The sequence below is a fragment of the Oceanospirillum sp. genome (assembly GCF_048265165.1).
Lineage (GTDB): Bacteria > Pseudomonadota > Gammaproteobacteria > Pseudomonadales > Halomonadaceae > Oceanospirillum.
The window spans coordinates 598,583-623,159 of the sequence record NZ_JBLXCD010000001.1 but is presented as its reverse complement, the minus strand read 5'-3'; the positions used below and the strand labels follow the sequence as shown (position 1 = coordinate 623,159).

Sequence of the window (24,577 nt, the reverse complement as noted above, 5' to 3'; positions counted from 1 at the left end):
GTGCAGATGGTGATCAAGTATTTATCTGGGGTTATGGCAAATCTGCCCCGAATTTTGAGAGGGCAGCGTGAACCGGCAGAGGTAACGTCCGGTATTAAGGTTCGGCCTGTGCTTAGACGGGATCTGAGGGCAATTCGCCGCGTATGCTGGCGCTCATTTCAGCATTCTGTTGCGAAAGATTTGTCAGCGGAAGGCGCGAAAACCTTTGCGGGGGTGATTACGCCCAAGGCTTTTAAAGAGCGCATGAGAAAAGGGCATCTGATGTTTGTGGCTTTGGCTGGCCGCTGTCCGGTGGGTTTTATTGAACTGAAAGAACACCGGCATATCGCTGTTTTTTTTATTGCGCCTGAATTTCAGAGGCAGGGTGTGGGGCGGAAGTTACTGGAGGCTGTGTTTGTCCATCTGCAGGGTGAGATCGTTACGGTGAACGCTTCTTTAACATCGGTGGCCGCTTATCAGCGTTTCGGTTTTGAACTCAATGGTGATGTGGATGAATCCGGTGGCCTGGTCTATCAGCCAATGAAGCTTAATCTGAGTCAGGTTTCAGAGGTGGGCTCCGGTGGACATCACTAACAGGTATTGCTGCGTATAAACTACCGATAAACCGATAAAAAGAGGAGCCAAGGCTCCTCTTTTTATGTTTTAACCACAGGGATTTATGCTGTGGCAACGCTGCTTTGAAAAAGAGTGGGTTAGCGCACGTCTTTCTCATCCACGATCTGATCTTTTACATCTTCATACCAGAGATCATGGTGCTGCTTGGCCCATGTTTCATCAACGTAACCGGTTTTCATACCTTCCAGTGCACCCTCCGCACCAACGGTGCCGATATAGATATGCCCCAGAGAGATAGCAAACAGAAGCAACGAGGCACCACCGTGAATCAGGTTAGCCCATTGCATGGTGTCCCGCACCTGACCAAAGATCGGGAAATCAAGCACAAAACCGCTGGCAACAACGGCTGAGCCGATAAAGAATAGCGCCCAGTACCAACCTTTTTCACCACCATTCATAAAGCCCGCGCTGGGGTGCTTATTGCCGATCAGGCCGCCACCCTGCAGAAACCAGATGATATCAGTTTTAGTGAAAAAGTTGTTTTTCAGCCAACGGAGCAACATTACAATCAGGCCGACAGAGAAAATCGGGCCGATATAATTATGCACCAGTTTGCAGAAGGCGATGGTGCCTTTCCAGAAACTGTAACCGAACAGATCGGGAATAAAGTGCTTACCGTACATAATCAGGATGCCGCTGAACGCCAGTGCCAGAAAAGTAATGGCAACAAACCAATGCAAAGCACGGTCCGTGGGATTCCAGCGCTCAATCTTTCTGCCGGTACGTGGCTTATCCAAGCGCATAGGGCCCAGAATAAGATAGGCCAGAAGCAGTGCCGAAATACTGCCACCAATGGCAATCAGACCACCGGGACTGACCCAGCGGTTGCGCCATTGGCGCCAGGTTTCACCGCTAACATTGATCAGCTGGCCGTGCTCACGCCCCTTTGAGGTGGTGTAGCCTTCGGTGCCATCAGAGACTTCCCGCCAGTATCCGGCCCCGGCGAAGTTTCCTTTAACGCGGTTTTCCGCATCAGAGGGCTCTTCTGCAGCCCAGAGGCCGCTGCTCAGGGTCAGGCAGAGCAGCGTCAGTAGGCTGAGGGCGACCATCTTCAGGCGCTGCACGGGGGTTGATCCCTCTGAGTGTTCACCGTTAACGGTGAAGCCTGTGTGTGTCGTATTTATGTTCATAAGATCCAACTCATAGTCAAACACCTGAACTAACCCTCAGCTGCCGAACATCCGACAGCTAAGGGTTAAACCGGTCAGGCTTTAGCGATGATATCGCTGGTGTTGTTGCTGGCAAAGGTGGCATCCGTTGCGAACGCTTCGGCACGAACCGCCATCTCTTCCGGGCTCATTTCGCCGGGGGCGCTGCTACCTTCCAGAGAAGACCAGGCACCATCTTTATGGCCACGGTAGACCACACGCTCACGGAAGATATCGGAAACAACCTGAGCGTCACCGGCTAACAACGCTTTGGTTGAACACATCTCGGCACACAGGGGTAGTTTGCCCTGGGCGATACGGTTAGCGCCGTACTTTTCTTTCTCAACAATGGGGTCATCTTCAGGGCCGCCGGCACAGAAGGTGCATTTATCCATCTTGCCACGCTCACCGAATGCTTCCTCTTGAGGGAACTGAGGCGCACCAAAGGGGCAGGCAAACAGGCAGTAGCCACATCCGATACACAGGTCTTTGTCGTGCAGGACGATGCCATCATCGGTCTGATAGAAACAGTCCGTTGGGCAGACCGCCATACAAGGCGCGTCAGTACAGTGCATACAGGCCACAGAGATGGAGGTTTCTGAAGGCTCGCCATCGTCAAGTGTTACTACCCGGCGGCGCTGGATGCCCCATTCGGTTTCATTTGCATTTTTACAGGCGGTGACACAGCCGTTGCACTCAATGCAGCGCTCGGAGTCACATAGGAACTTCATTTTAGCCATGATTCTTTTCCTTACGGAGGCGTTGCCTCTCAGGTGGTTCCAGCGGAATGCCTATGGGCGATTCCGCTGCGCTACAGGGTTTAAGCGGGCGTCACTTTACACAGGGTTACTTTAGTTTCCTGCATCTGTGTCACGCTATCGTAACCGTATGTGGTGGCGGTATTGGCCGCTTCACCCACAACATACGGTGCGGAACCCTGAGGGTATTTGTCGGTCAGGTCTTTGCCCTGGAACTTGCCGCCGAAGTGGAATGGAATAAAGACCACCCCGCGATCGACACGGCGGGTTACCATAGCTTTCACCTTGATACGACCACCTTCAGCACCTTCTACCCAAACATCTGCGCCATCGCGCACGTTAAGATTGTTGGCGTCGTATGGGTTGATCTCAGCAAACATCTCCTGCTGCAGTTCTGCCAGCCATGGGTTAGAGCGGGTCTCTTCACCACCCCCTTCATATTCCACCAGACGGCCGGAGGTCAGGATAATCGGATACTCCTTGGAGAAATCCTGTTTCTGAATGGACTCATACAGGGTCGGCAGGCGGTAGTGAGACTGCACATCTTTCCAGGTAGCGTACTTGCTGAGCAGGTCGCGGCGTGGTGTGTACAGAGGTTCACGGTGCAGAGGTACTTTATCCGGGAAGGTCCAGACCACAGCACGGGCTTTAGCGTTACCAAAGGGTGCGCAACCGTGTTTAATGGCAACACGCTGAATACCGCCGGAAAGGTCGGTTTTCCAGTTTTTGCCCTCGGCTGCTTTTTTCTCTTCCGGGGTCAGTTCATCCCACCAGCCCAGCTGTTTTAGCAGCTTATCGCTGAACTCCGGGTGGCCATCTTTGATATCTGCACCAACAGGGTAGGAGTCCTCTGCCAGAAGACTGACACCATCACGCTCCACACCAAAGCGGGCGCGGAAATTCAGACCACCTTCCGCAACAGGCTTGCTTGTGTCGTAGAGTAATGGCGTACCTGGGTGCCTCATCTCAGGAGTACCCCAGCACGGCCAAGGCATTCCGTAGAAGTCACCATCTGCTGCGCCACCGTCTGCTTTGAGTGTTTCAAAGTCGAATGTGTGCCAGTTTTTCTGGTGGTCTTTCAGACGTTCAGGGCTCTGGGCGCTGTAACCAATGGTCCACATGCCGCTGTTAAACTCACGGGTGATGTCTTCAATCACCGGAATATTGTTTTCAACCCGAATCTTCTTGAACAGCTGATCAGCAAAACCAAGCTTCTTAGCAAAGCGATACATGATTTCATGGTCTGTTTTTGACTCAAACAGAGGTTCAATCACCTGATCCCGCCATTGAATAGAGCGGTTTGATGCCGTTACAGAACCATAGGTCTCAAACTGAGTACAGGCCGGTAACAGATAAACACCATCTTTACGGTCATGCATGACCGCCGCGTGGGTTGGATAAGGGTCAACGATGACCATCATATCCAGCTTCTCCATCGCTTTTTTCATCTCAACGCCACGGGTCTGGGAGTTTACGGCGTGACCCCAGTAGAACATGGCGCGGATGTTATCTTTTTGTTCGATCTGGTCTTTGTTTTCCAGTACGCCGTCTACCCAGCGTGATACCGGAATACCGGAGTTGTGCATCGGCTGTTTGCCGCGGTACTTACCCTGATCAAAACGACTTTTGATCCACTCCAGATCAAGGTCCCAGACGCCGGCCCAGTGCTTCCAGGCTCCGGCTGCAAGACCGTAGTAGCCTGGCAGTGTGTGAGACAGTACGCCAAGGTCTGTTGCACCTTGCACGTTATCGTGACCACGGAAAATATTGGCACCGCCGCCGCTAACACCCATGTTACCCAAGGCCAGCATCAGAATGCAGTAGGCGCGGGTATTGTTACTGCCGGTGGTGTGCTGGGTTCCGCCCATACACCAGACAATAGAGCCGGGGCGGTTGGTGGCCAGCATTTTGGCAACTTTGCGCATCTGCTCTTCGCCAACACCGGTAACATTCTCAACTTCAGCCGGTGTCCAGTTGGCAACTTCCTGGCGCACTTCGTCCATACCGTAAACACGCTGGCGGATAAACTCTTTATCTTCCCAGCCATTTTCAAAGATATGCCACAACAGACCCCAAACATAAGCCACATCTGAGCCCGGGCGAATACGGACGTATTCGTTGGCTTTGGCTGCAGTACGGGTAAAGCGGGGATCAACCACGATAATTTTGGCGTTGTTGCGCTCTTTAGCCAGCAAGACATGCTGCATGGCAACCGGGTGTGCTTCAGAGGGGTTAGAACCGATCAGGATCACCGATTTGCAGTTATGCATATCGTTGAAAGAGTTGGTCATCGCACCGTAGCCCCAGGTGTTGGCGACACCGGATACGGTTGTGGAGTGACAGATACGTGCCTGGTGATCTACGTTGTTGGTTCCCCAGAGTGAGGCAAACTTGCGGAACAGGTATGCCTGTTCATTGCTGTGTTTTGCCGAGCCCAGCCAATAAACAGAGTCAGGGCCGGATTCCTGGCGGATCTGCTGAACTTTGTCACCGATCTCATCAATGGCTGTTTCCCAACTGACTTTCTGCCACTTGCCATTGACCAGTTTCATCGGGTATTTCAGACGACGTTCACCATGGCCGTGCTCACGCAAAGAAGCGCCTTTAGCGCAGTGGGCACCGCGGTTGAACGGGTGATCAAAAGCCGGTTCCTGATAGGTCCAGACGCCGTTCTGTACTTCCGCATAAACACCACAACCCACAGAGCAGTGAGAGCAGATCGTGCGCTTAACTTCTTTGGGTACATCCGGTGAAATAGCTTCGGTTTTGGCTTCAGCCTGGCGAATCATGCCGTTGCCCATAAAACCTGCTGCAGCCAGACCACCGGTAGTAATACCTGTGTTTTTCAGGAAGGTACGACGGCTCAGGCCGAGACCTTTACTGTCTGCCTTGCCTGCGCCATTGGCGTTTTTCTTGGTCAGTTTCATATGCTGTTCTCCGGTCCGTTAGCGCAGAGTGTCGTAGAAAGTGCGGATATGATCCGTTTCACGATAGCCGTTTTGCTCTTCTGTGGCAGGCTGCTGATCGGTGTCAGGGGAGGCTGCAGCGATGGCCTGAGAAGCGGTCACAGCTGCAACACCGGCTACGGCACTACCTGTGGCCAGAGTCTTTAAAAACTGACGGCGGCCTGCATGTTGCAGGCCATCGGTCTGATCCGGTGGTGACGTGACCTTATTATTATTTTCACTCATTGTGTTCTCCTCGTTGCCTTATCACAGGATCAGGCTGATGCTGACCTGCTGTTCCTTTAAAGGAACTTATTTTTCACGGTTGCCGGGCCGTTGGCCCTGTCTGTATTTCAATCGGGCTGAAGGACTGAATTCCTGCAGCCGGAATTTGGTGCAATTCTGAAACCGGCACCTTCTATAGATTCGTGCAGTTTCTGATTTTCTGGTAAAGCGCTACTATTGCAGCTCAATCGCCTGTTCTTTAATGGCGGCCATGCTGTCGGTTTCAAAATCGGTAAAAGCCCGGCCCAGGGTGCCGATGCTGCTGTAAAACACGGCAGACTCTGCTTGCTGAAGATCCCGGAAGAAGCGCCCGATCCATTCCGCCAGATGGCGTTCGTAAAAGCTTTTCTGGGTCGTGCTGCCACTGCCGCTCATAATCAGAAAAGCCATCACTTCAAACAGAGCTGCAGCATGATCTTCCGGCTCTTTAACGCGCTCTTCCCGCTCAAACCCCAGGAGTTTCAAGTCCTGTCGCAGAATCGCCAGCGGCGTTTCCATCAGAGAGCCGGTCAGATACCAGGAACCGTATGGCACCAGCTCACCACGGCCCAGGCCGATAAAGAGCTGCTGGTACTCGTCTTCCAGTTGTTCAGTCTGAGCATGGCGGGCCGCTAACTGCAGGCCACTCCAGGCTTTACCCATATCAGAGCCGTCATGCTGGTCGGTTTCCAGCTCTTTCAGCCACTGGACCATCTCCGGGCTGGGCACGCTGCGTAGCAGGGCGGCGAGCAGGTTGTAGATGTCGGCCCGCATCAGGTCATGTTCCCCAATTGCAGGTTCACTGATGTTTGTCTGTGCGATGGCCTGATTCTGTTCAGTCGTCATGATATCTCTCCCTTATAGATTCAGCTGAGCTTGTGGATCAGCCGCTAAACCGCGGTAGATATCTTTTACACGGCAATCTTCGCAAAGCTCCAGTCGGCGTAATGCCTCTCCAGCGAACATGGCGTGGCCTTTCAGTTTCTCTTTCATCTTGTTGACCGTGCTGGTTGGGGCGAATGGCTTGCCGCAATCCAGACAGCAGAAGGCTTCATCTTTGTGCAGTGTGCGCGGGTTGTCCCGCAGGTCGGTGTTAAAGATAAAGCGCTGCTCACGGCTGATGGCATTTTCAGGACAGGCACTTTCACACAGGCCGCACTGAACACAGTCCATCTCGGTAAGCAGAATAGCAGGCGCTTCTTTACCGGTTTGCAGTGCGTTGGTCGGGCAGATGTTGGCGCAGGAGAAGCAGAGGGTACAGGCATCACTGTCGATACTGACCTGGCCAAACGGTGCGCTGGCTGGCATTAGGATCTGTTCTGCTTTTTCACTGCCAGCGGGAGCCATCTGCTGCAGACGGTTAATATTATGGATCAGGCGCTGACGTTTTGACGGTGCTTCAGCGAAAGTTTCTGTCTGATAAGCTGTTGCCGGAGCTGACGCCACCTGAATGCCGTTTGCTTCAGTGGCTGCCTGTTTTTCTTCGGTTAACCCGGTGATCTCGCCGCACAGGCTTAGGCTGTTATTGCCATAACCCATCGCTGCCAGAATCTGATTGCCCAGCTTAGTTTCACGTTCCAGCAGCTGAATCAGGCTGATAGGCGTGCGATGTTCATCACTGTCTGATGTCAGGAAGATGATGCGGGATACGCCTTCATTAAAGGCGTGCATCCAAAGCTCCATACCCACGGTGGCGATCTCTTCTAACGCAACCGGAATAATGTTTGAGGCCAGCTGATCAGTGGTCACTTCCTGTTCATCCGCATGGAACATAATAACCGGTTGCTCACCGCCCTGTTCGCGGTAGTGGGCAAGCAGGCGGGTCAGGTAGTCCGCCATCATCTCCGCTTTTGGCATACCGTAACTGATGGCACCAGTGGGGCAGGCGGTAGAGCAGCTGCCTGCACCGTGGCAAAGGTAAGAGTCCACTTCGATCTGGCTGTTGATGCTGGAGATCGCATCCGCCGGGCAAACATCCAGGCAGCGGGTGCAGCCGGTTTTGCCGCGACCGGCGTGAGCGCAAATATCATTGTTGATACGGAAGTACAGCGGCTTCTCAAACTCACCGTCATAATTCGGCAGTTCTGCCAGAACCGCTGACAGACTGAGGTGGCTATCGTTGCCTACGGTAAAATAGCCCGGAGGGGAGAGTTCCTGACTCAGGGCCGGCTCACGGCCCAGATCCAGAACCAGATCAAAGTGACTGCGGTGGATCAGTGCCGGAGCCAGATCCATCGCGTCAATGCTGTCTGTACTGGCACGGTTAAGTGTATTGGCTGAGTCAGTAGAAGTTGGTTTGATCCATGCCTGAAACTCGCCCAGATAGCCGTTCAATTCGTTCAGCTTGCCATAGGCGACCGGCAGCATTTCTGTTTTGGTTAAGGCTTGTTCAAGGGCTTCATTACCGGGATTTTGTACGGCATCTGTGATCAACAGACTGATGGACTGTACACCTGAGTCTGCTTTGATGCTGATGACTCCGGTTTCTGACTGAGTCAAAAGTTCACAGGCAGCCAAACGGGTCAGATCATCGGCACCTATGATCAACAGGTGGCCTCCCGCCTCGTAGCTAACGGAGGGGGCCGCAAGATTCTGTGGTCGTGACAAGGCCCCAAGTGCGCTAATGCGTGCTTGGTGGTTCTGTCGGTGTTGTTGGCGCTGCTGTTCAGTGAACGGAGCTGTCATTATCTATCCTCATCCGCTGTTTTATCTTCTGGCGGTTTTTAGTCTGAATCCGTATCACGTTCGGTTTCAGGCGCTACAGAAGAGCTGAGCAAAGCGGAGACCTATCTTGGCCATGTTTTCTTATTGTTGGAATGACGGGGTCAGCATTCTTTTTTCAGGTTTATCATCTCTTGCTACAGCAAGTGCCAGACCCGGAATCCCGAAAACAAAAAGCGCTTGGTTCTGCTTTGCTCTGTTTGGTTAAGTTGTTTCGTGCTCTGCTGGGACATTTTGTCCTTTATGGGTGGGTGTTTTTGGAAATTGCCCCATTTTGTCCCTTTTTTTATTCTGGATATTGCAGCGCTGATACAGGTTTTGAGCCCCTTTTGGCCCGCTATCACGCTGTTTTATAATGGTTTTTATACTTTAGTCTAACTTGTTTGTGGCTGGGTTGACGTCTAGGTCAAGCTGTCCCGGCTTTTTTCAACCTTTATGCTAAAGGGTTCTCAGGAGCAGAATCCGCTGATGTCGCCTTATCTGACGCAAGGTCTGTTTGATTTTGATCTGGCTCAGGTTTTTCTTTTGCTATCTTGTCTTCGGCATTTTCGGTGGCTGATTCTGCCGTGGCATTTTGTGGCATCTCTTTTGTGCCTGCTTCTTCCTGAGTGTTCGGAGTGTTCACGTTTTCGTCAACGCCGGTACTGGCTTGGGTTTCCTGTTCTTCGTTCTGCACGGCAGCGTTTTCAGATTCAAGCGGATCTTTATTGTTAAACCACTGGCGTAGCCCTGCTACGACATCTGCGGTTAATTCCGGTGCATCGGTATAATCCAGGTCGTAATCGTCCATACCATCACGGATATTAAACTCAGGTTTCAGAAACATCGCTTTCAATGCTTGCTTACGTAGTTTTTCACTCACCCCTTCACTGAAAAAGGCACTGACATTGCTGTTGCCGTCAATGGCTTCCACATCGGGCATATCGTCATCGGTCAGCTGCGGCTCTGCTTCTGCTGGCTCTGTGGCTGCAGGTGCATTAGAGGCGGAGGTGGATAAATCCGGTGTTGGCTGTACGGCATTAACGTCAGTGGTTGCCTCAGTGCTGTCGGCCAAAGAGTGCTCTGATGCTTGTTTTTTCAGGGTCTCCTGTTCCTGTTGTACCTGTTGTTTGCGCGCTGCCCAGCGGGAGAATAGGCCTTTGTCGCTCACAGTGGGTCTCCTGTTTTTTCTGATGCGGCTGGTTTTTCTCTGTTATCTGTTCGCTTATCTGCTTTATCACCGGCATAGCGTTTCTTTTTCTTCACTTCGATCAGCTCGCCATGTTCGGTAATGAAGGCTTCAATCCAGCATTGAAGGGCTTCAGGCATGGGGTATTCCAGCACCTTTTGCTCTCCATCCAGCCAGGAGGCGGCCAGATCCTGGCAGGCGGTAATCTGCATCGGCAGCCACTCTCCGTCTTCGGTGTCATCACACAGGACAAAGATGTGTGGAACAACGGAGTTCAGATTAAATCTGTAGGCGCTGCGCTCATCGCGATGCAGTTCCAGTGGTAACCAGGTCAGAGGGTTGCCATCTTTGCTCAACTCTTGTCGTCCTTCCTCTGGTTCCGGATCAGGGGCTGGCCAGAGGTTGTCGATCTGCCATTCATGCAGCACCCAGCGACCGGATCTCAGCTCAAGTGGCGACAGTTCTATGCCTAAAAGGCGTACATTGTTTTGCTTCTGCTCTTTCATAGGAAAATCCTTTTCTACTGTATATTTGATCAGTATTGGTTGTATGTTTAGCCAGAGTTAATTGTATGTTTGGCCTGTATTAATTGTATGTTTGATTAGTATTGATTGTGTATGTTTGACCCGTATTACCGGCACCGTTATGTGTCTTGGCCCTGTTTATTCAGGGTAGACGCTGATCCGGTATTCATCGCAAATTCGGGTTTGAAAAAACAAAGTTTGCTTCTGACTATCTGTTAACGCAAGGAGTGAGCCATAGAGAACGGGAAAGGAGGGGGAGAAAAGGGAGGATAATTCTGAACAAAATGCCTGATCACATCTCCTGATGATCAGCAGGGCCTAATGTTAGACTGAAGTTTACCCTAAAAATTCACCGATCCGGCCTTAAGGTAGGTATAATGTCCGCAAATTGGAATTGTATTTTGGATATTGTATCCCATGTACATGTATGTTGGGTTGTTGTTCGCTAGGAGTGGTACGGTTCTGATCTCCGGCGTACACAGGATGAATTAAGGGGAGTCACGTGGCTCAAAAGAGGGCTGTTGTTCGTCAAAGTTTACCAGATGTTATTGTGGCCGATCTGCGCAAGCGGATTCTTTCCGGTAATTTGGTTGAAGGAGAGCTGATCCGACAGGAGTTGCTCGCTGACGAATACGATGTATCCCGTATGCCGATCCGTGAGGCTTTGAAGCGGTTGGATGCAGAAGGGTTGGTGGTATTTCAGAACAACCGGGGCGCTACGGTCACTAAGCACACCCTGGAGGAGATCGCTGAGATTTTTGATGTCCGTATACTGCTTGAAGTCGATCTGTTCCGTCGCTCTATTCCGAATATGACCGAGCAGGACTTTGTAGAATGTGAAGAAATCCTCAATGCCATGCATACATCTTATGCTTCGGGGCAGGTTGCTGAGTGGGGGCCTCTGAATGAGGAGTACCACAACAAACTGTACGAAGCTTCTGGCCGAGAATTGACGAAAGCCCTGCTTGAGCGGGTCAGTCTGCAATCAAACCGCTATGTCGGTATGCATATTGATGAGCTGAACAAATCCGACAATGCAGAGAAAGATCACCAGGCATTACTGGATCTGGCCCGAAAGGGGCTGGTGGATGAAGCGGCTGAAAAGCTACGCTCCCATATCGAAAATACCAAGCTGCAGATGCTGGAATTAATAGCCGCTAAACGGGCAGTGGAAGACGCGCCTTCGTAGTAACCCCACAATCCAGCGCCATGTCTTTTTCGGTTGTTGACTGCCTCGCGCGATTATAAAACCAGCGACAGTGCAGGCTTACCTGATGTCTTGTAAGTACCGGGACATCAGGTTTTCTCCCTTTCTTCTTTCACCTCTTTTCCTTCTTACTCCTCTTTTCTTTATTTTTTCTCTTATTCTTTGTTTCTGATTTTTCCGTGCATGGTTACTGATCCCCGGGAAGAATCTCTGTGGATTAGAGGTAGTTCTTGTTATGCTCAGGATATTGGATACAATATCCATTAAGTGTTCATTATTTATAATGCGAATGAAAACAAAAACTCAATATACAGGAGCGTGAATCCATGTCTTTTCAGCCCCATGGTAAACACCTGATCGCCGGGCAGTGGCTGGCGTCAGAAGATCAGTTTCTTTCGTCGCCGGCATCGGGCCCAGCATATAGCTTTAGTACAGGATCAATCGATTTGGTGAACGCTGCCGCAGAAGCTGCAGAGGCGGCTTTTGTTGAGTACGGATATACCAGTCGTGAAACCCGTGCTCATTTTCTGAACGTCATTGCCGATGAGATTGATGCCCGTGCGGATGCCATTACCGAGATTGGTTGCTCTGAAACCGGTCTGCCGGGGGCGCGCCTGATCGGAGAGCGGGGCCGTACTGTGGGCCAGCTACGGCTGTTTGCTCAGCATATTCTGCAGGGGGCTTATCTGGATAAACGCCATGACCAGGCTATGCCTCAGCGTGAACCTCTGCCTCGTTCCGACCTGAAGATGATGCAGCGCCCTATCGGCCCTGTAGCGGTTTTTGGTGCTTCAAACTTTCCATTGGCTTTCTCCACTGCGGGTGGTGATACGGCTGCAGCTCTGGCGGCAGGCTGCCCTGTAGTCGTTAAAGGTCACAGTGCGCACCCCGGAACCGGAGAAATTGTTGCTGAAGCTGTTGCAGCTGCCGTTGAACAATGTGGGATTCATCCGGGTGTTTTCAGTCTGATTCAAGGGGGTGACCGGGCTGTGGGTTCAGCACTGGTTCAGCATCCATTGATTAAAGCTGTTGGTTTTACAGGTTCGCTTACCGGTGGTCGTGCACTGTTTGACCTGTGTGCCGCCCGTCCTGAGCCTATTCCTTTCTTTGGTGAGCTGGGTTCGGTAAATCCAATGTTTCTTCTGCCTGAGGCGGTTACTGCCCGTGGTGATGCCTTGGCAAATGGCTGGGTTCAGTCTCTGACCATGGGGGCGGGCCAGTTCTGTACTAACCCTGGTATTGCTGTTCTGAAAAAAGGCGATGCAGCGGATCGTTTTCTGGAAACCGCCCGTTCGGCACTGGAAAAAGTACCGGCTCAGACGATGCTGACGGATGGTATTGCTGAGGCTTATCGAGCCGGGCAGAAGCGTATTTCGGCGACGACAGGAGTGCAGGAAGTTCTGATGACACAATGTGATCAGCGCGATGCCACGCCGTATCTGTTTGCCACCACAGGCAGTCATTGGCTGGCGAATGAGGCTCTGGCAGAAGAGGTCTTCGGGCCTTTAGGTGTTGTGGTGACGGTTGACTCGGATGCACAGATGCTTGAAATTGCGAAGAACCTGCAGGGACAGCTAACATGTACGTTACACCTTGATGAGGCGGATACTCAGCTGGGACGGGAGCTGATGCCGGTTCTGGAACGCAAAGCGGGCCGTGTATTGGCAAACGGTTTCCCGACGGGCGTTGAAGTCTGCGATAGCATGGTTCATGGCGGCCCTTATCCGGCGTCTACCAATTTTGGTGCGACCTCGGTGGGTACTTTGTCGATCCGTCGCTTCCTGCGTCCGGTCTGTTATCAGGATCTTCCGGCGGCGTTATTGCCTGATGATCTGAACCTGTAACCGTTTTATTGACAGGTGTTGTGAACGGCTTTTTTATACCGGGTTGTGCGACCGGTAGAGAAAGAAAGCCGGCAAAGAAACACCCCCTTGTTGCGAATGACTTTGCAAGGGGGTGTTTCTGTTACTGCTGCTGTTTTCTGAACGATGAAATCAGTCTTTCAGTTTGAGAATATCCTGATAGAGCTGTGCCGGAATTTCTACGGCATTACGCTTCAGGTTTTGTGAGCGGGCCTGATAGCGACGCTGTGATGGCAGGCGGGCACCCTGATCAATAATATCGGCAAACAGGCGTTCGGCGCGATCATTGTTGACCGCAACCTGACCGCCACTGAGCATTTCAGGGTTCATGGCGATAATGATTTCACCGTGATAGGGCGCACCGGTATTTCCATTGGCTGCGGCCATGCTTTCAATACTGGTGAGGTCATCGATCAGTGGGCCAGCCATCAGTTCGATCATAATCGACAGGGCCGAGCCTTTATAGCCGCCAAAGGTCAGCATTGCACCTTCCATTGCTGCGGTCGGGTCGGTGGTTGGATTGCCGTTTTTATCAATCGCCACACCCTCCGGGAGCTGTTTACCCGCACGCCGGTAAAGCTCAATCTCACCGCGGGCAAACTGGCTGGTGGCGAAGTCAAAGGTGAAAGGATCTTTACCAAGCCGGGGCCAGCTGAAGGCCAGAGGGTTGGTGCCCAGTGTGCCCCGTGTTCCGCCCGCAGGGGCAACCCATGCATGGCTCGGCACCATGGCGATACCCGCCAGACCCTGAGCGGAAAGCATCTCAACTTCGGGCCAAAGAGCAGAGAAGTGGAAGCAGTTGTTAACAGCCAGTGCTGCGATACCCTGGGTTTTGGCTTTTTCTATCAGCTTAGGCATGGCTTCATTCAGAGCCAGTAAAGAGATCCCTTTATGGGCATCGGCCTTAACCACAGCGGGGCCGGGTTCAGTGAGTGTTGGCGTCGCATGGCCATCAACCTGGCCGCTGCGCATTGTTTCAACACACATAAAGAGACGGAACAGACCGTGGGAGTGACAGTCATCCAGCTGGCAGGCATAGATAACGTCTGTGATCGCCTGAGCATGTTGTGGGCTGTAGCCGTTTTGAGTCAGTACGGAAAGACTAAGATCTTTGATATCCTGCAATGACAATGTGATGTTTTGTGACATAGCTAACTCTCAAATTTGTCCCTTGGAACGTGGGTTTTGTATGTTGTTTTATCAGGGTTTCTGTAGATTGTTTTCTCAGGCGTTCTGTAGATTGTTTTCTCAGGCGTTCTGTAGATTGTTTTCTCAGGCGTTCTGTAGATTGTTTTACCAGAGATTTTGTGGATCGCTTTACCAGACCCTGAAAGCAAAAAAAGCTAAAGAACCCGCCTAAGCAGGGCTCTTTAGCAAAGCTACACGACTGAAGAGGGGCACGTGGATACCCCTTCGCGCGCGTAGAGAGTCTTAACGGTATGACGATCTTCTCACTGTTCTGTTTTTATGCTCAGGAGCCGTTGTTCTCTGGAGCCGCTGTTCTCTTATGCTCAGGGGCTGACACGGTTGCGTTATCAGGCACCCCAGGTATCACTTAACCGATAGCCATCCGGCCAGGGGTCATCAGGGTCTAGCATATGCTGATGAGTACCTGTGATCCAACCCCGACCACTAATTTGAGGGGTAATGGCGGGATGACCACACTCCAGTTGCGTTCGTTCCAGCACTTTGCCGTTAAAGGTTGAGCCTATGATGGATTCCGCTTCAAACTCATCGCCTTCTTTCATCTGGCCTTTAGCCACCATGAGTGCCATACGGGCGGATACGGCTGTTCCTGTGGGGGAGCGGTCGATCTTGCCGGGCTGAATGGCAACCGCTGAGCGGCCTTTATAGCCGTTTTCCGTTTTGGTCAGAGGGCCGCAGAAAGCACAGAAGGAGATATGATCCCAGTCTGGGTTATCAGGATGGCTGAATCCCAGCTGCTGATTAGCGGCGTTTGTGATCTGAATCCCCAATTGTGCCAGTTGCTTAGCGTTGGCTTCGGTGATCTCTATATCCAGCTGTCCGGTATCCACAACGACAAAGCTGTCTCCTCCATAGGCGGTATCGACGGTCAGTGTACCCAGCCCTTCCACATGCAGTGCAACGCCGATTTTATCCGCGAAACTGGCAACATTCTGTACGAAGATACGTTCGGCTTTACCATTTCGGCAGGCGGCGCGTACCTTGACCAGGCCACCGGGAGCTTCCAGTGTCAGGTCGGTGTAGGGCTCCTGCATCGGAATCAGGCCGCCATCGAGCAGAACGGTGGAGACACAGATAGAGTTAGAGCCTGACATGGGCGGGGTGTCTTCCGGCTCCATAATAATAAAAGCAGCATCGGCTTCCGGGTGCTTAGGAGGCACCAGCAGATTCACATGGCGGAAAACGCCACCTCTGGGCTCATTGAGCACAAAGTTTCTCAGGGTCTCATCCTGTGCGATAAAAGCACGCTGTTCCCAGAGCGTATCTCCTGGAGGTGGAAGTACGCCGCCTACAATAACATCGCCGACTTCGCCTTCAGCGTGGGCTGAGATGATATGCAGTGTCTTCTTGCTTCGCATCGTTTAACTCCCGAAACGCTTAGCTGAGAATGGGGCCACCGGAATAGCCGGTTTATCGCCATTGACCAGGGCGCAGACCAGCTCAGCGGTGCCTGCGGACTGAGTTAAACCCAGATGGCCGTGGCCAAAGGCATAGATGACTTTGTCTGTTGCACTGGCATAACTGACCACGGGTAGACTGTCCGGCATTGAAGGGCGAAACCCCATCCATTGTTTGCCACCCTCTGTACCCAGGCCCGGGATAAAACGGGCGGCTTTATCAAGCAGTACCTGAGCGCGCTGATAGTTAGGTTTCAGCTGAAGGCCTCCCAGTTCTACGGCACCCCCTACCCGAATCCGATCACCGATCTTACTGACCACAAAGCCGTGGTTGCTGAAGGTGACATGGGTGTTCAGCTCAAAACCGCCGCTGGGCAGCGTGGTGTTGTAACCGCGCTCCGTCTCCAGAGGGATATTATCGCCAAGACTTGCTGCCAGTGTTTTTGACCAGGCTCCGGCGGCCACAACGACACGGCGGGCCTGATATTGTTTGCCGGAAGTGGCGTTATCGCTTTCAATCAGAAGATTAACGCTGTCACCTTCTGCCGTCAGCTGGTGAATACTGGCGTTCTCATAGCACCCGCCCTGATCGATAAAGTGCTGATAAAGGTGGTGAGTCCACGCCTCCGGGTCGGTTGTGTTCATCCATTCCGGTGTGTAGCCCGCATGAGTGAAGCGTGGGTCGATTCCGGGCTGAATTTTGGCAATTTCTGCCGGTGACTCCAGCAGTTCGCAGGTTACACCGTACTCCATACGGGTTTTCCAGCCTGGCAGACTGGCTTTAAACTCCGCTTCTCCCTCATAAAGCTGCAGCTGACCTTCACGGCGCATCAGAGCTTCACCGTTAACGGCCCGGATCTGGCGCTCAAGGGCTTCTTTAGAAAGATCCATTAAACTGGACTGGGCGCTTATGGCATTTTCGTATTTGTCCTGCCAGCTGGCGCGCCAGAATTTAAGCATCCAGGGAATAATTTTCAGTGCGTATGCAGGTTTAATGCTTAAAGGCCCCAGAGGGTCCAGTAACCATTTTGGTGCTTTGCGAATAATGCCGGGGGTTGCCAGTGGGACGATATCAGCAAAAGCAAAAGCACCTGCATTGCCGGAAGAGGTTTCCTTTGCCACGCCATTACGATCCAGCACCAGAACTCTGTGGCCCTCGGACTGGAGTTTCAGCGCGCTGCTGATGCCTATAATACCGGCACCGATCACAATCACATCGTAAGAGGTTTCGCTTTGATTCATGGAAGCGGTGATCCCTGAAGTTATTCTTATTAAAGGCCTGCTTTGGGGCGTTAACGGTTAAGGTTTAAACGCCCAGATCGATTCCGTTTCTCAGCCGGTCCTGTTCATTAAAGATCAGGGTGGCATCCCGGGTCACAAAAGCCTGACCGGTAATCGTCGGGCTGATTTTGCCCTCAGGTGCTGGCTGGTAACGAATATGGTAGCTACTGCCGATCACACTTTCCTGCAGAATCTCCTGACCCGGTGGCAGCAGATCGTCTGCAGCAAGGCAGGCCAGCCGCGCCGAACAACCGGTGCCGCAGGGGGAGCGGTCATAAGCGTTATCAGGGCACAGCACAAAGTTCCGGCTATGGCCTTCAGGGGTCAGTGCATCACCAAACAGAACAATATGATCGATAATACCGCCTTCACCACCGGTGATATTTTCCCGCTCAAGGGCTGTTCGGATGGCGATAGCTGTTTGCGTTAACGCCATAATATTATCCGGCCTGACCGCGGTAGGGCTTTCGTCAACCATAAAGAACCAGTTACCGCCCCAGGCGATATCGCCTTTTACGTCAACAGGGGCACCGTCAGGGCCGATACCATCGACCTGAATAACCCTGTCTTTCTCAAGGCGATAGCTGTCAACATTCGTCACCGATACGGTATTGCTGTCCTGCAGTGTGATCTCAACCACCCCAACCGGTGTTTCAAGCTTATGGCTGCCGATACCTATTTTCCCAAGATGCGCCAGAGTTGCAGCAACGCCTATAGTGCCATGGCCACACATGCCGATGACCGCTGCGGCATCAAAGAAGATGATACCCGCTACGCATTCGGTATTGACTGGCTCAACCAGCAAGGCACCCACCATGGCTTCCTGACCATAGGGCTCCTTCACCAGCGAACGGTAAAGCTCCCGGTGTTCTGTGGCCAGCCGTTGAGCTCGCTCCGCCAGAGAGCCCGATCCAAGATCGGGGCCTCCTGACAGAATCACGCGGGTTGGTTCCCCTTCGGTATGGCTGTCTACGACATGCATTCTGCGATCACTCCACCTTGTTTGCTCCAGTCAGCAAACCATGATTTGAACAGGTTGTATTGGTTTTCGCAGTAGTGGCGCTGGGCTGCATTCAGTTCGTCTGTCTCGTTGAAGTGCAGGTTGTACTCTTCTTCACCGTTCAGAACCAGCAGGTATTTAAAGAAAAGAACCAGTTCCGGGCCTTCATCAAAGCTGGCCAGTACATTAAAGGCGGCTTCCAGTTCAAGGGCGCGTTCACGGGCTTCGGCATCGCCTTCAGCCGCTTTTTTCGACAGAGCACACAGCAGCAGAACCTCTTTCGGCAGCGCTGTACCTATCCCGGTGATTGCACCGGTTGCACCACAGTTCACAAAACCATGGAAAACCGCTGTATCTACGCCCACCATCAGAGTGACGTTTTCATCCTGAGAGGTGATGTTTTCCGCTGCGTAGCGCATCGCTTCATCACCGCCGAACTCTTTAAAGCCGACCAGGTTGGAGTGCTCGGCACGCAGCGAGAAGAAAAGATCGGCCCGGGTTGAGAAACCGTAAACCGGGCTGTTATAGATAATAGCCGGGATACTGGGTGATGCTGCCAGAATCGCTTTAAAGTGTTCTTTTTGCGCAGCAATAACCGGTCCGCGGGAGAGTACGCGGGGAATAACCATTAAGCCCGCTGCGCCGACTTTTTCAGCATGAGCGGCATGGGCAACGGCTGATTTAGTGTTGATTGCACCGGTGCCAACAACAACGGGAATACCTGCGTTGACAAGGCGTTCAACACCTTCCATACGCTGTTCATCGCTCAGCAGTGGCCAGTCGCCCATTGATCCGCAGTACACAACTGCAGACATGCCGGATTCGATCATTTCGTGGCCTTTCTTTACCAGCGCATCAAAGTCAGGTGTACGGTCTGCTTTGCAGGGTGTCATAAGTGCAGGCATGGTTCCGGTGAAAATATTATTATTCATTTTTCTTACCTTATGTTTTGTCAGTTGTTATTCGGGTCTAGTTGTTCGGGTCTAAATTGAAATGTTCAAACCTGAGCTGCTCAGATTGATGGCAGTACAGATTCCGGTTTTCTGATACATCGACTTATCAGCGAACGTTGGCCAGGAACTTTTGAGTGTGCGCTGACACAGGGTTGTCAAAGATCTGTTCAGGGGGGCCGATCTCTTCCATCACACCATGGTGGAAATACGCCACACGGTCAGAGACATCCCGGGCGAACCCCATTTCATGGGTCACGCAGATCATAGTCATGCCTTCCTCAGCCAGCAGTCGCATGGTGTCCAAAACTTCGCCGACTTTCTCGGGATCAAGCGCTGAAGTGGCTTCGTCAAACAGCATGTATTCCGGTTCCATGGCCAGTGCCCGTGCGATAGCCAGACGCTGCTGTTGTCCGCCGGACATTGCTGACGGGTAGCTTTTCAGTTTGTCGCCAAGGCCCACGTGTTTCAGCTGGGTCTCAGCAATATGCAGGGCTTCTGCTTTTGACTTGCCTTTGACGATCCGGGGTGCCAGTGCCACGTTTTCCATGGCGGTCAGATGGGGAAAGCTATTCCACTGTTGGAACACCATACCCAGCTTCTGCCGGAGCTTGTTTACATCGGTGCTTTTGGCGTGCACATCAATACCATCAATTTTGACGGTACCTTGCTGAATTTTTTCCAGGCTGTTGATGCAATAAAGCAGGGTTGATTTACCGGAGCCTGAAGAACCGATAACAGAGAGTACTTCGCCTTTTTTGACCTCCAGATCGATGCCTTTAAGGACATGCAGGTCGCCGAAGTTTTTGTGAAGATTGCGAATCTCAATCATTGTGCCCACCGTTGTTCAAATTTGGCCGCGTAGCGTGAAATAGGGTAAGACAGTGCAAAGTAGAACGCGCCTGCCAGAGCCAGAATAAGGAAAGGCTCCTGGGTTCGGGTGATCAGAATCTGGCTGGCTTTCAGCAGCTCTACATAGCCGAGTACCGATACCAGGGCGCTGTCTTTCATGACACCCAGAACAACGCCGATCCATGCAGGGAAGACCGCTCTGCCACCAATAGGAAGTACGATATAGAACAGATCCTGCCAGTAGCTCATGCCCAGCGTGCGCGATGCTTTGCGCATTGGTGTGGGAACGGCTTCAATACCGCCACGGGCTACGTTTGAAACGAGGGCCGCGGTATAGATGGTCAGGATTACAACACCTGAACCAAAAGGGTCCAGATTCAGACCGATCATGGGTGCAAAGTTATAAAACAGTACCAGTTGAATAATCAGGGGGATTGACCGGAAAATATCCAGTATCGAGCCTATGGTCAGGGCGGCTAACCATTTGCCCTCATGCAACATCCAGCCAAAAATGACCCCCAGCACAGTGCCTACACTGATTGACAAAACTGAGATCCACAGTGTTTTTAAGGCAGCATCTGCCAGAAACCACAGATCTTGTATGCCGAAGCCACTGAAAAAAGTTATTGTTTCTTGCATAGTTGCAGTCTCGTTAATACCGGAACAGACGGGCAGATAGCAGACGCGACAGGCCAAGAATCAGCTTGACGATCACGTAGTAAATCACTGCCGTTACAGCAAAATATTCAAAGATGCGGAACGTCCGACTGGCAAAGAATTGAGTCTCACCACTGAGTTCGCGGAAACCGATCATCATGCCGAGTGATGACATCAGCACAGCCCAAACCATCTGGTTAGTAATCGGGTGATAAACGATACGGAATACCTGAGGGATGATAATTCGGGTGTAAGTTTGCCAACCGTTCATGCCCAGACAGCGCGCTGCGTTAATCTGAGTATCGGGTACGGCTTTGAAACCACCCCTAAAGTTTTCAGCTAAATAGCCTGCGCAGTTAAAACTCAATCCGGTGACGATAATGACATAGGGGGGAAGGTTGATACCGGCAGCCCCCAGACCAAAGCCAAAGAAAAATAGTTGGAATAGGACAGGTGTATTACGGGCTACTTCAATCCAGCTGACGGCAAACCATTTTAAAGGGCCGTTAAGCTTCATCCGCATCAGCGCAAGACAAAGACCTATCGTGATACCGATCACCATCGAGATCAAAGCAACTTCCAGTGTTAACAAGCCTGCCTGCAATAAATCTGGCAGGCTTTTTAACACGGGACGCCAGTGAAAGTTGTACTCGAACATAGAGCATTTACCTCTTAAGCCTCCCCCTTAACAGGGAGAGGCTTTTGTAAAAAAACGGTTATCCCATGGTGACCGGATTAATACATCACACCAGGGATGCGCAGCTCAGGTACATTCTCACCAACATATTTGCCCCAAAGCTCGTCATAACGACCTGAACGAACCTGATGGGTAACGAAGAGATTTAGGTAGTTGAGCCAAGTTACATCCATGCGTTTACCGACAATGGAGGTGTAATCGGCAGTCCAAGGCATGCGGGGGCCTTCTTTCAAGGTTTTGAACTGGCCTGTAATAGGCTTAACTGCGGTATTGGTTGTGATACCAATATCAGCTTTACCTTGTGACACGGCTAAGAAGACTTCATTTTCAGACTGGTAGCTCTGGTAGAGATCTTCTTCGCCCCATTCTTTAGCAATCTTCAGCCATTCCTGTTCCGGAACGGTGCCTAAAGCTGCAGCAACACGTTTACCGCGCATATCTTCAAAGCTGTTGATTTCTACATCTGTGTTAACCACGCCTTGAGCAAAGTAGATCGCATAAGGAATGCTGAAACCCACGGTACGCGCTCGTGCCAGGCTATCTGACGTTGCACCGAACACCACATCAGCACGACCGGTTGCAATAATCGGCAAACGCTCTGACCAGGTTACCGGGATGATTTTGGCCTCTACCTCCAGTGCTTTGGCCAGATCTTTGCAATAGTCCACATCAAACCCGGCAGGGTTGTTACTGGCATCTCTGTAGCCGATTGGCGGGAAATCCAGAACAACACCGCAGCGGAGTTCACCCCGGTCTACAACATTATCAAGTGTGTCTGCTTTAACTGGCGTAGTTGCCAGCAGAGCGGCGGAAAGTAAACAAGTTATTGTTTTTTTCATGGTATCGACCTCTTTTATGAGTGTTCTTTTTTATGAATCTTCTATTTGTATTTTGTATCCAAAATACAAACTGATGGTGAAGCCGTCAAGGAAAGTTTGATTTTTTAGTGCAGCTTTAGAGTGACGTCATGCGTACCAGGTGAGGTCTTTGAGTTAAACGTGGTTCTTTTTTCTGATGCTGTATGATTATAAAGTCGTTATATTTCAATGGGTTGTGTGTTTTATTCTGGCCTGGTTTGAAGAGGGTAGATCTGTTTTGGGGAGGGTTTTCCGGGCAAAAAAAATCCCGCAGCCCATTAGGATTTGTATCCAGTGGGCTGCGGGCTCCAGAAGTGTTCTGGTATTCCGATGTAACCGGCCTGACGATGAAAGGCCTTTCGGAGGTGTAAGAAGGTTACCGCGATTGGGGGAGGGAATCTGATCCCGCATATCATAAGACCAGACAAAAAAGCGCCGCCCCGGAACTCCGGGTAACCCGCCGAACAGTGTTCGTCGGGCCGACGCAGAACAACCCCAAAAAATTATCCGGTACATGGCAGCTAACGGGATCGGCTTACGAACTGTGCAGGGTGACCCCGTTAAAGCCGGATAACGCTTCTGTTATTGCAAGCGTGGTGCCAGTTTTATAGAGGACGGGAAGCTACCTTAGTCGCAAAAAATACCTATAAAAAGAAGGGGTTATTTGTTGGTTGGGACAAGTTGGGACAATAGCGATGCCCCATTGCTTCTTAATGACTGTTTTTCTATGAAGAAAGACCATCACTGGCTGAAAGCGGTTATGTAGCCGCTTCTGCCATTTCTTCTTTAATCTCGCTAAAAGCGACGCCTTTTTTATAAAACCCTGGTGGATGACCGGTTACTTTCCGGAATGCCCGCCGGAAGGCGGTTTCACTCTGATAGCCCAGTTCATCCGCCAGGGTGGCCACACTTTCTGATCCTGAGCTGATCTTCTTGCAGGCGATACTCATTCGCCACTGCGCCAGATAATCTGCCGGGGTAAAGCCCACCACTTCCCGAAAGCGTTTACTGAAGGCGGTGCGGGACATTCCTGCAGTATTGGCGAGTTCCTCTAACGTCCAGTTTTCGCCGGGGTTATCGTGAATGCCGGTCATGGCACGGGCCAGGCGCAGATCACTTAAGCCGCCCAGTACTCCGGTTGACACTTTCTGATTGGCCATCAGGTGTCGCAATAGGTTTACCAGCAACACCTCCGCCAGTCGGTTAACCACCGTGGTGTGGCCACAGCGCTGCTGCCCGGCCTCCTGAAACATAAGTTCCACCAGAGGTTTCAGGCTGGACACCTGGTTCTCGCTGGCAGGCAGGAAGAGTGAATGTGGCAGGGTGCTTTGCAGGAGATTCAATTCCTGATTAGGTTCTCTGTGCAGGAACAGAATCTCAATTTGCGTTACCAGAGCCGCCGGTTGTTGGTTCAGATCGGTATCCGGCGGCCGTTGCTCTGTGAGTTGATGTGCATCCCCTTTGGGCAGCCAGATCAGATCTCCGCACTGGCACTGCCGGGTTTCCTGTTCGATACTCAGTTGCAGTCGGCCGGATTTAACCAGATACAGATGACTGCTCTCATTTTTTTCGACCGCTATGGGAGCCTGGTACAGGTTGGTCTGACTGACATGACGTGCTTCCGGCTGAAATAAATTGAGTAGGGCGCTGAGTCGGTCCATAGTCTGAAGCCTGCTTATAAAGGAGCGGATAAATGTTTGTTTTGTACGAACTGCTATTAAAGATAGCAAAACTGCGTACTGATCGTACAGTTTTCTGCGCTACTATCTCTTCATCGTCACACATAAGGTGACTCAATTTTGGAGAGAATCATCATGGTTAAGCCATTAATGCCCCGTCAGCCTGTACCTGGTCTTGTTGTTCCTACCGTAGGTGGCGACAACTGGCGCCTGCAGGATCAGCAACCGGAAAACTTTACACTGGTGGTTTTTTATCGCGGTTATCACTGCCCAATCTGCAAAAACTACCTGGCAGAGTTGAACCGCCTGGCGGATGACTTTGCGGCAAAAGGTGTTTCTGTTCTGGCGCTGTCCAGCGATAACGAAGAGCGCGCGACAGCCGTTAAAAATGAATGGGAACTGCCCAACATTACTATCGGTTATGATCTGACGCTGCAGCAGGCTAAAGACTGGGGTCTGTACACATCAGCAGGCCGGGGCGTAACCTCTATCGGTGTGGAAGAGCCTGAGGTCTTCAGTGAACCAGCGGTTTATCTGTTGCGTCCGGATGGCACTCTGTACTGGGGTAATGTCAGCACTATGCCGTTTGCCCGTCCGCACTTTAAAGAGCTGCTGGGTGCGCTGGATTTTGTTATCAAGAATGACTACCCGGCCCGTGGTGAGTTAGCTTAAGCCGCGAGTTAGTCTGAGAGTACGCTGCAACACCCCGAGAAGGAACCGCTGGTCTGTGATACACAGGTCTGCGGTTTTTTTGTGCAACCGACTTCCATACCTCTTTTGTACTTCCAT

At 51.7% G+C, this 24,577-nt stretch carries 22 protein-coding genes; 4 read left to right on the top strand and 18 right to left on the bottom strand.

The window, feature by feature from the left end:
* Window positions 1-6 precede the first annotated feature (6 nt).
* Entirely contained in the window at window positions 7-573 is a 567-nt protein-coding gene (locus ACN0R8_RS02690) for a GNAT family N-acetyltransferase (protein WP_417594816.1), read from the top strand.
* A 119-nt stretch (window positions 574-692) separates the two neighbouring features.
* Here the strand turns inward: ACN0R8_RS02690 and ACN0R8_RS02685 are convergent, their stop codons facing one another.
* From ACN0R8_RS02685 to ACN0R8_RS02650, 8 genes are all read right to left on the bottom strand, one after another.
* On the bottom strand, window positions 693-1,745 hold the full coding sequence (locus ACN0R8_RS02685) for a formate dehydrogenase subunit gamma (RefSeq protein ID WP_417594814.1): 1,053 nt from the start codon (window positions 1,743-1,745) through the stop codon (window positions 693-695).
* 74 nt (window positions 1,746-1,819) lie between these two features.
* Window positions 1,820-2,503 (bottom strand): formate dehydrogenase FDH3 subunit beta, encoded by a 684-nt coding sequence (gene fdh3B / locus ACN0R8_RS02680; RefSeq protein ID WP_417594812.1) that lies wholly within the window; start codon window positions 2,501-2,503, stop codon window positions 1,820-1,822.
* A gap of 80 nt (window positions 2,504-2,583) precedes the next feature.
* On the bottom strand, window positions 2,584-5,448 hold the full coding sequence (locus ACN0R8_RS02675; RefSeq protein ID WP_417594810.1) for a formate dehydrogenase subunit alpha: 2,865 nt from the start codon (window positions 5,446-5,448) through the stop codon (window positions 2,584-2,586).
* Between the two features lie 18 nt (window positions 5,449-5,466).
* Entirely contained in the window at window positions 5,467-5,712 is a 246-nt protein-coding gene (locus ACN0R8_RS02670; protein ID WP_417594808.1) for a twin-arginine translocation signal domain-containing protein, read from the bottom strand.
* 213 nt (window positions 5,713-5,925) lie between these two features.
* Window positions 5,926-6,576, bottom strand: a complete 651-nt coding sequence (locus tag ACN0R8_RS02665; protein WP_417594806.1) for a TorD/DmsD family molecular chaperone — start codon at window positions 6,574-6,576, stop codon at window positions 5,926-5,928.
* 12 nt (window positions 6,577-6,588) lie between these two features.
* Window positions 6,589-8,415 (bottom strand): 4Fe-4S binding protein, encoded by a 1,827-nt coding sequence (locus tag ACN0R8_RS02660; protein ID WP_417594804.1) that lies wholly within the window; start codon window positions 8,413-8,415, stop codon window positions 6,589-6,591.
* Between the two features lie 469 nt (window positions 8,416-8,884).
* Complete coding sequence (locus tag ACN0R8_RS02655; protein WP_417594802.1) at window positions 8,885-9,601, bottom strand: DUF3306 domain-containing protein; 717 nt, start codon at window positions 9,599-9,601, stop codon at window positions 8,885-8,887.
* Window positions 9,598-10,125, bottom strand: a complete 528-nt coding sequence (locus ACN0R8_RS02650) for a DUF3305 domain-containing protein (protein ID WP_417594800.1) — start codon at window positions 10,123-10,125, stop codon at window positions 9,598-9,600. The genes ACN0R8_RS02655 and ACN0R8_RS02650 overlap by 4 nt, the downstream gene beginning before the upstream one ends.
* Window positions 10,126-10,645: 520 nt before the next feature.
* On the opposite strand from ACN0R8_RS02650, the gene ACN0R8_RS02645 reads away from it, so the two are divergent.
* On the top strand, window positions 10,646-11,332 hold the full coding sequence (locus tag ACN0R8_RS02645; protein ID WP_417594798.1) for a GntR family transcriptional regulator: 687 nt from the start codon (window positions 10,646-10,648) through the stop codon (window positions 11,330-11,332).
* Window positions 11,333-11,676: 344 nt separating this feature from the next.
* Window positions 11,677-13,194 carry an aldehyde dehydrogenase (NADP(+)) gene (locus tag ACN0R8_RS02640; protein ID WP_417594796.1) on the top strand — a complete coding sequence of 506 codons (1,518 nt, stop codon included), beginning with the start codon at window positions 11,677-11,679 and terminating at the stop codon, window positions 13,192-13,194.
* 150 nt (window positions 13,195-13,344) lie between these two features.
* Here the strand turns inward: ACN0R8_RS02640 and ACN0R8_RS02635 are convergent, their stop codons facing one another.
* The 10 genes from ACN0R8_RS02635 to ACN0R8_RS02590 all read right to left on the bottom strand — a co-directional run bounded on the left by ACN0R8_RS02635 (window position 13,345) and on the right by ACN0R8_RS02590 (window position 23,770).
* Window positions 13,345-14,361: an Ldh family oxidoreductase gene (locus ACN0R8_RS02635; protein ID WP_417594794.1), complete on the bottom strand. Its 1,017-nt coding sequence runs from the start codon at window positions 14,359-14,361 to the stop codon at window positions 13,345-13,347.
* A gap of 386 nt (window positions 14,362-14,747) precedes the next feature.
* Window positions 14,748-15,776, bottom strand: coding sequence for a trans-3-hydroxy-L-proline dehydratase (locus ACN0R8_RS02630; RefSeq protein WP_417594792.1), 1,029 nt, complete (start codon window positions 15,774-15,776; stop codon window positions 14,748-14,750).
* Window positions 15,777-15,779: 3 nt separating this feature from the next.
* On the bottom strand, window positions 15,780-17,057 hold the full coding sequence (locus ACN0R8_RS02625; protein WP_417594790.1) for an NAD(P)/FAD-dependent oxidoreductase: 1,278 nt from the start codon (window positions 17,055-17,057) through the stop codon (window positions 15,780-15,782).
* A gap of 64 nt (window positions 17,058-17,121) precedes the next feature.
* A complete protein-coding gene (locus tag ACN0R8_RS02620; RefSeq protein WP_417594788.1) occupies window positions 17,122-18,078 on the bottom strand; it encodes a proline racemase family protein in 957 nt (318 codons plus the stop codon).
* Window positions 18,066-19,028, bottom strand: a complete 963-nt coding sequence (locus ACN0R8_RS02615) for a dihydrodipicolinate synthase family protein (RefSeq protein ID WP_417594786.1) — start codon at window positions 19,026-19,028, stop codon at window positions 18,066-18,068. The genes ACN0R8_RS02620 and ACN0R8_RS02615 overlap by 13 nt, the downstream gene beginning before the upstream one ends.
* A gap of 127 nt (window positions 19,029-19,155) precedes the next feature.
* Entirely contained in the window at window positions 19,156-19,878 is a 723-nt protein-coding gene (locus ACN0R8_RS02610) for an amino acid ABC transporter ATP-binding protein (RefSeq protein WP_417594784.1), read from the bottom strand.
* Window positions 19,875-20,537, bottom strand: a complete 663-nt coding sequence (locus ACN0R8_RS02605) for an amino acid ABC transporter permease (RefSeq protein ID WP_417594782.1) — start codon at window positions 20,535-20,537, stop codon at window positions 19,875-19,877. The genes ACN0R8_RS02610 and ACN0R8_RS02605 overlap by 4 nt, the downstream gene beginning before the upstream one ends.
* Before the next feature lie 13 nt (window positions 20,538-20,550).
* Window positions 20,551-21,213, bottom strand: a complete 663-nt coding sequence (locus ACN0R8_RS02600) for an amino acid ABC transporter permease (RefSeq protein WP_417594780.1) — start codon at window positions 21,211-21,213, stop codon at window positions 20,551-20,553.
* Window positions 21,214-21,290: 77 nt separating this feature from the next.
* Window positions 21,291-22,091: a transporter substrate-binding domain-containing protein gene (locus tag ACN0R8_RS02595; protein WP_417594778.1), complete on the bottom strand. Its 801-nt coding sequence runs from the start codon at window positions 22,089-22,091 to the stop codon at window positions 21,291-21,293.
* Window positions 22,092-22,867: 776 nt separating this feature from the next.
* The gene (locus ACN0R8_RS02590) at window positions 22,868-23,770 is read right to left on the bottom strand and encodes a cupin domain-containing protein (protein WP_417594776.1); all 903 of its coding nucleotides are present in this window, start codon (window positions 23,768-23,770) and stop codon (window positions 22,868-22,870) included.
* Between the two features lie 153 nt (window positions 23,771-23,923).
* On the opposite strand from ACN0R8_RS02590, the gene ACN0R8_RS02585 reads away from it, so the two are divergent.
* Window positions 23,924-24,460, top strand: a complete 537-nt coding sequence (locus ACN0R8_RS02585) for a peroxiredoxin-like family protein (RefSeq protein WP_417594774.1) — start codon at window positions 23,924-23,926, stop codon at window positions 24,458-24,460.
* Window positions 24,461-24,577 lie beyond the last annotated feature (117 nt).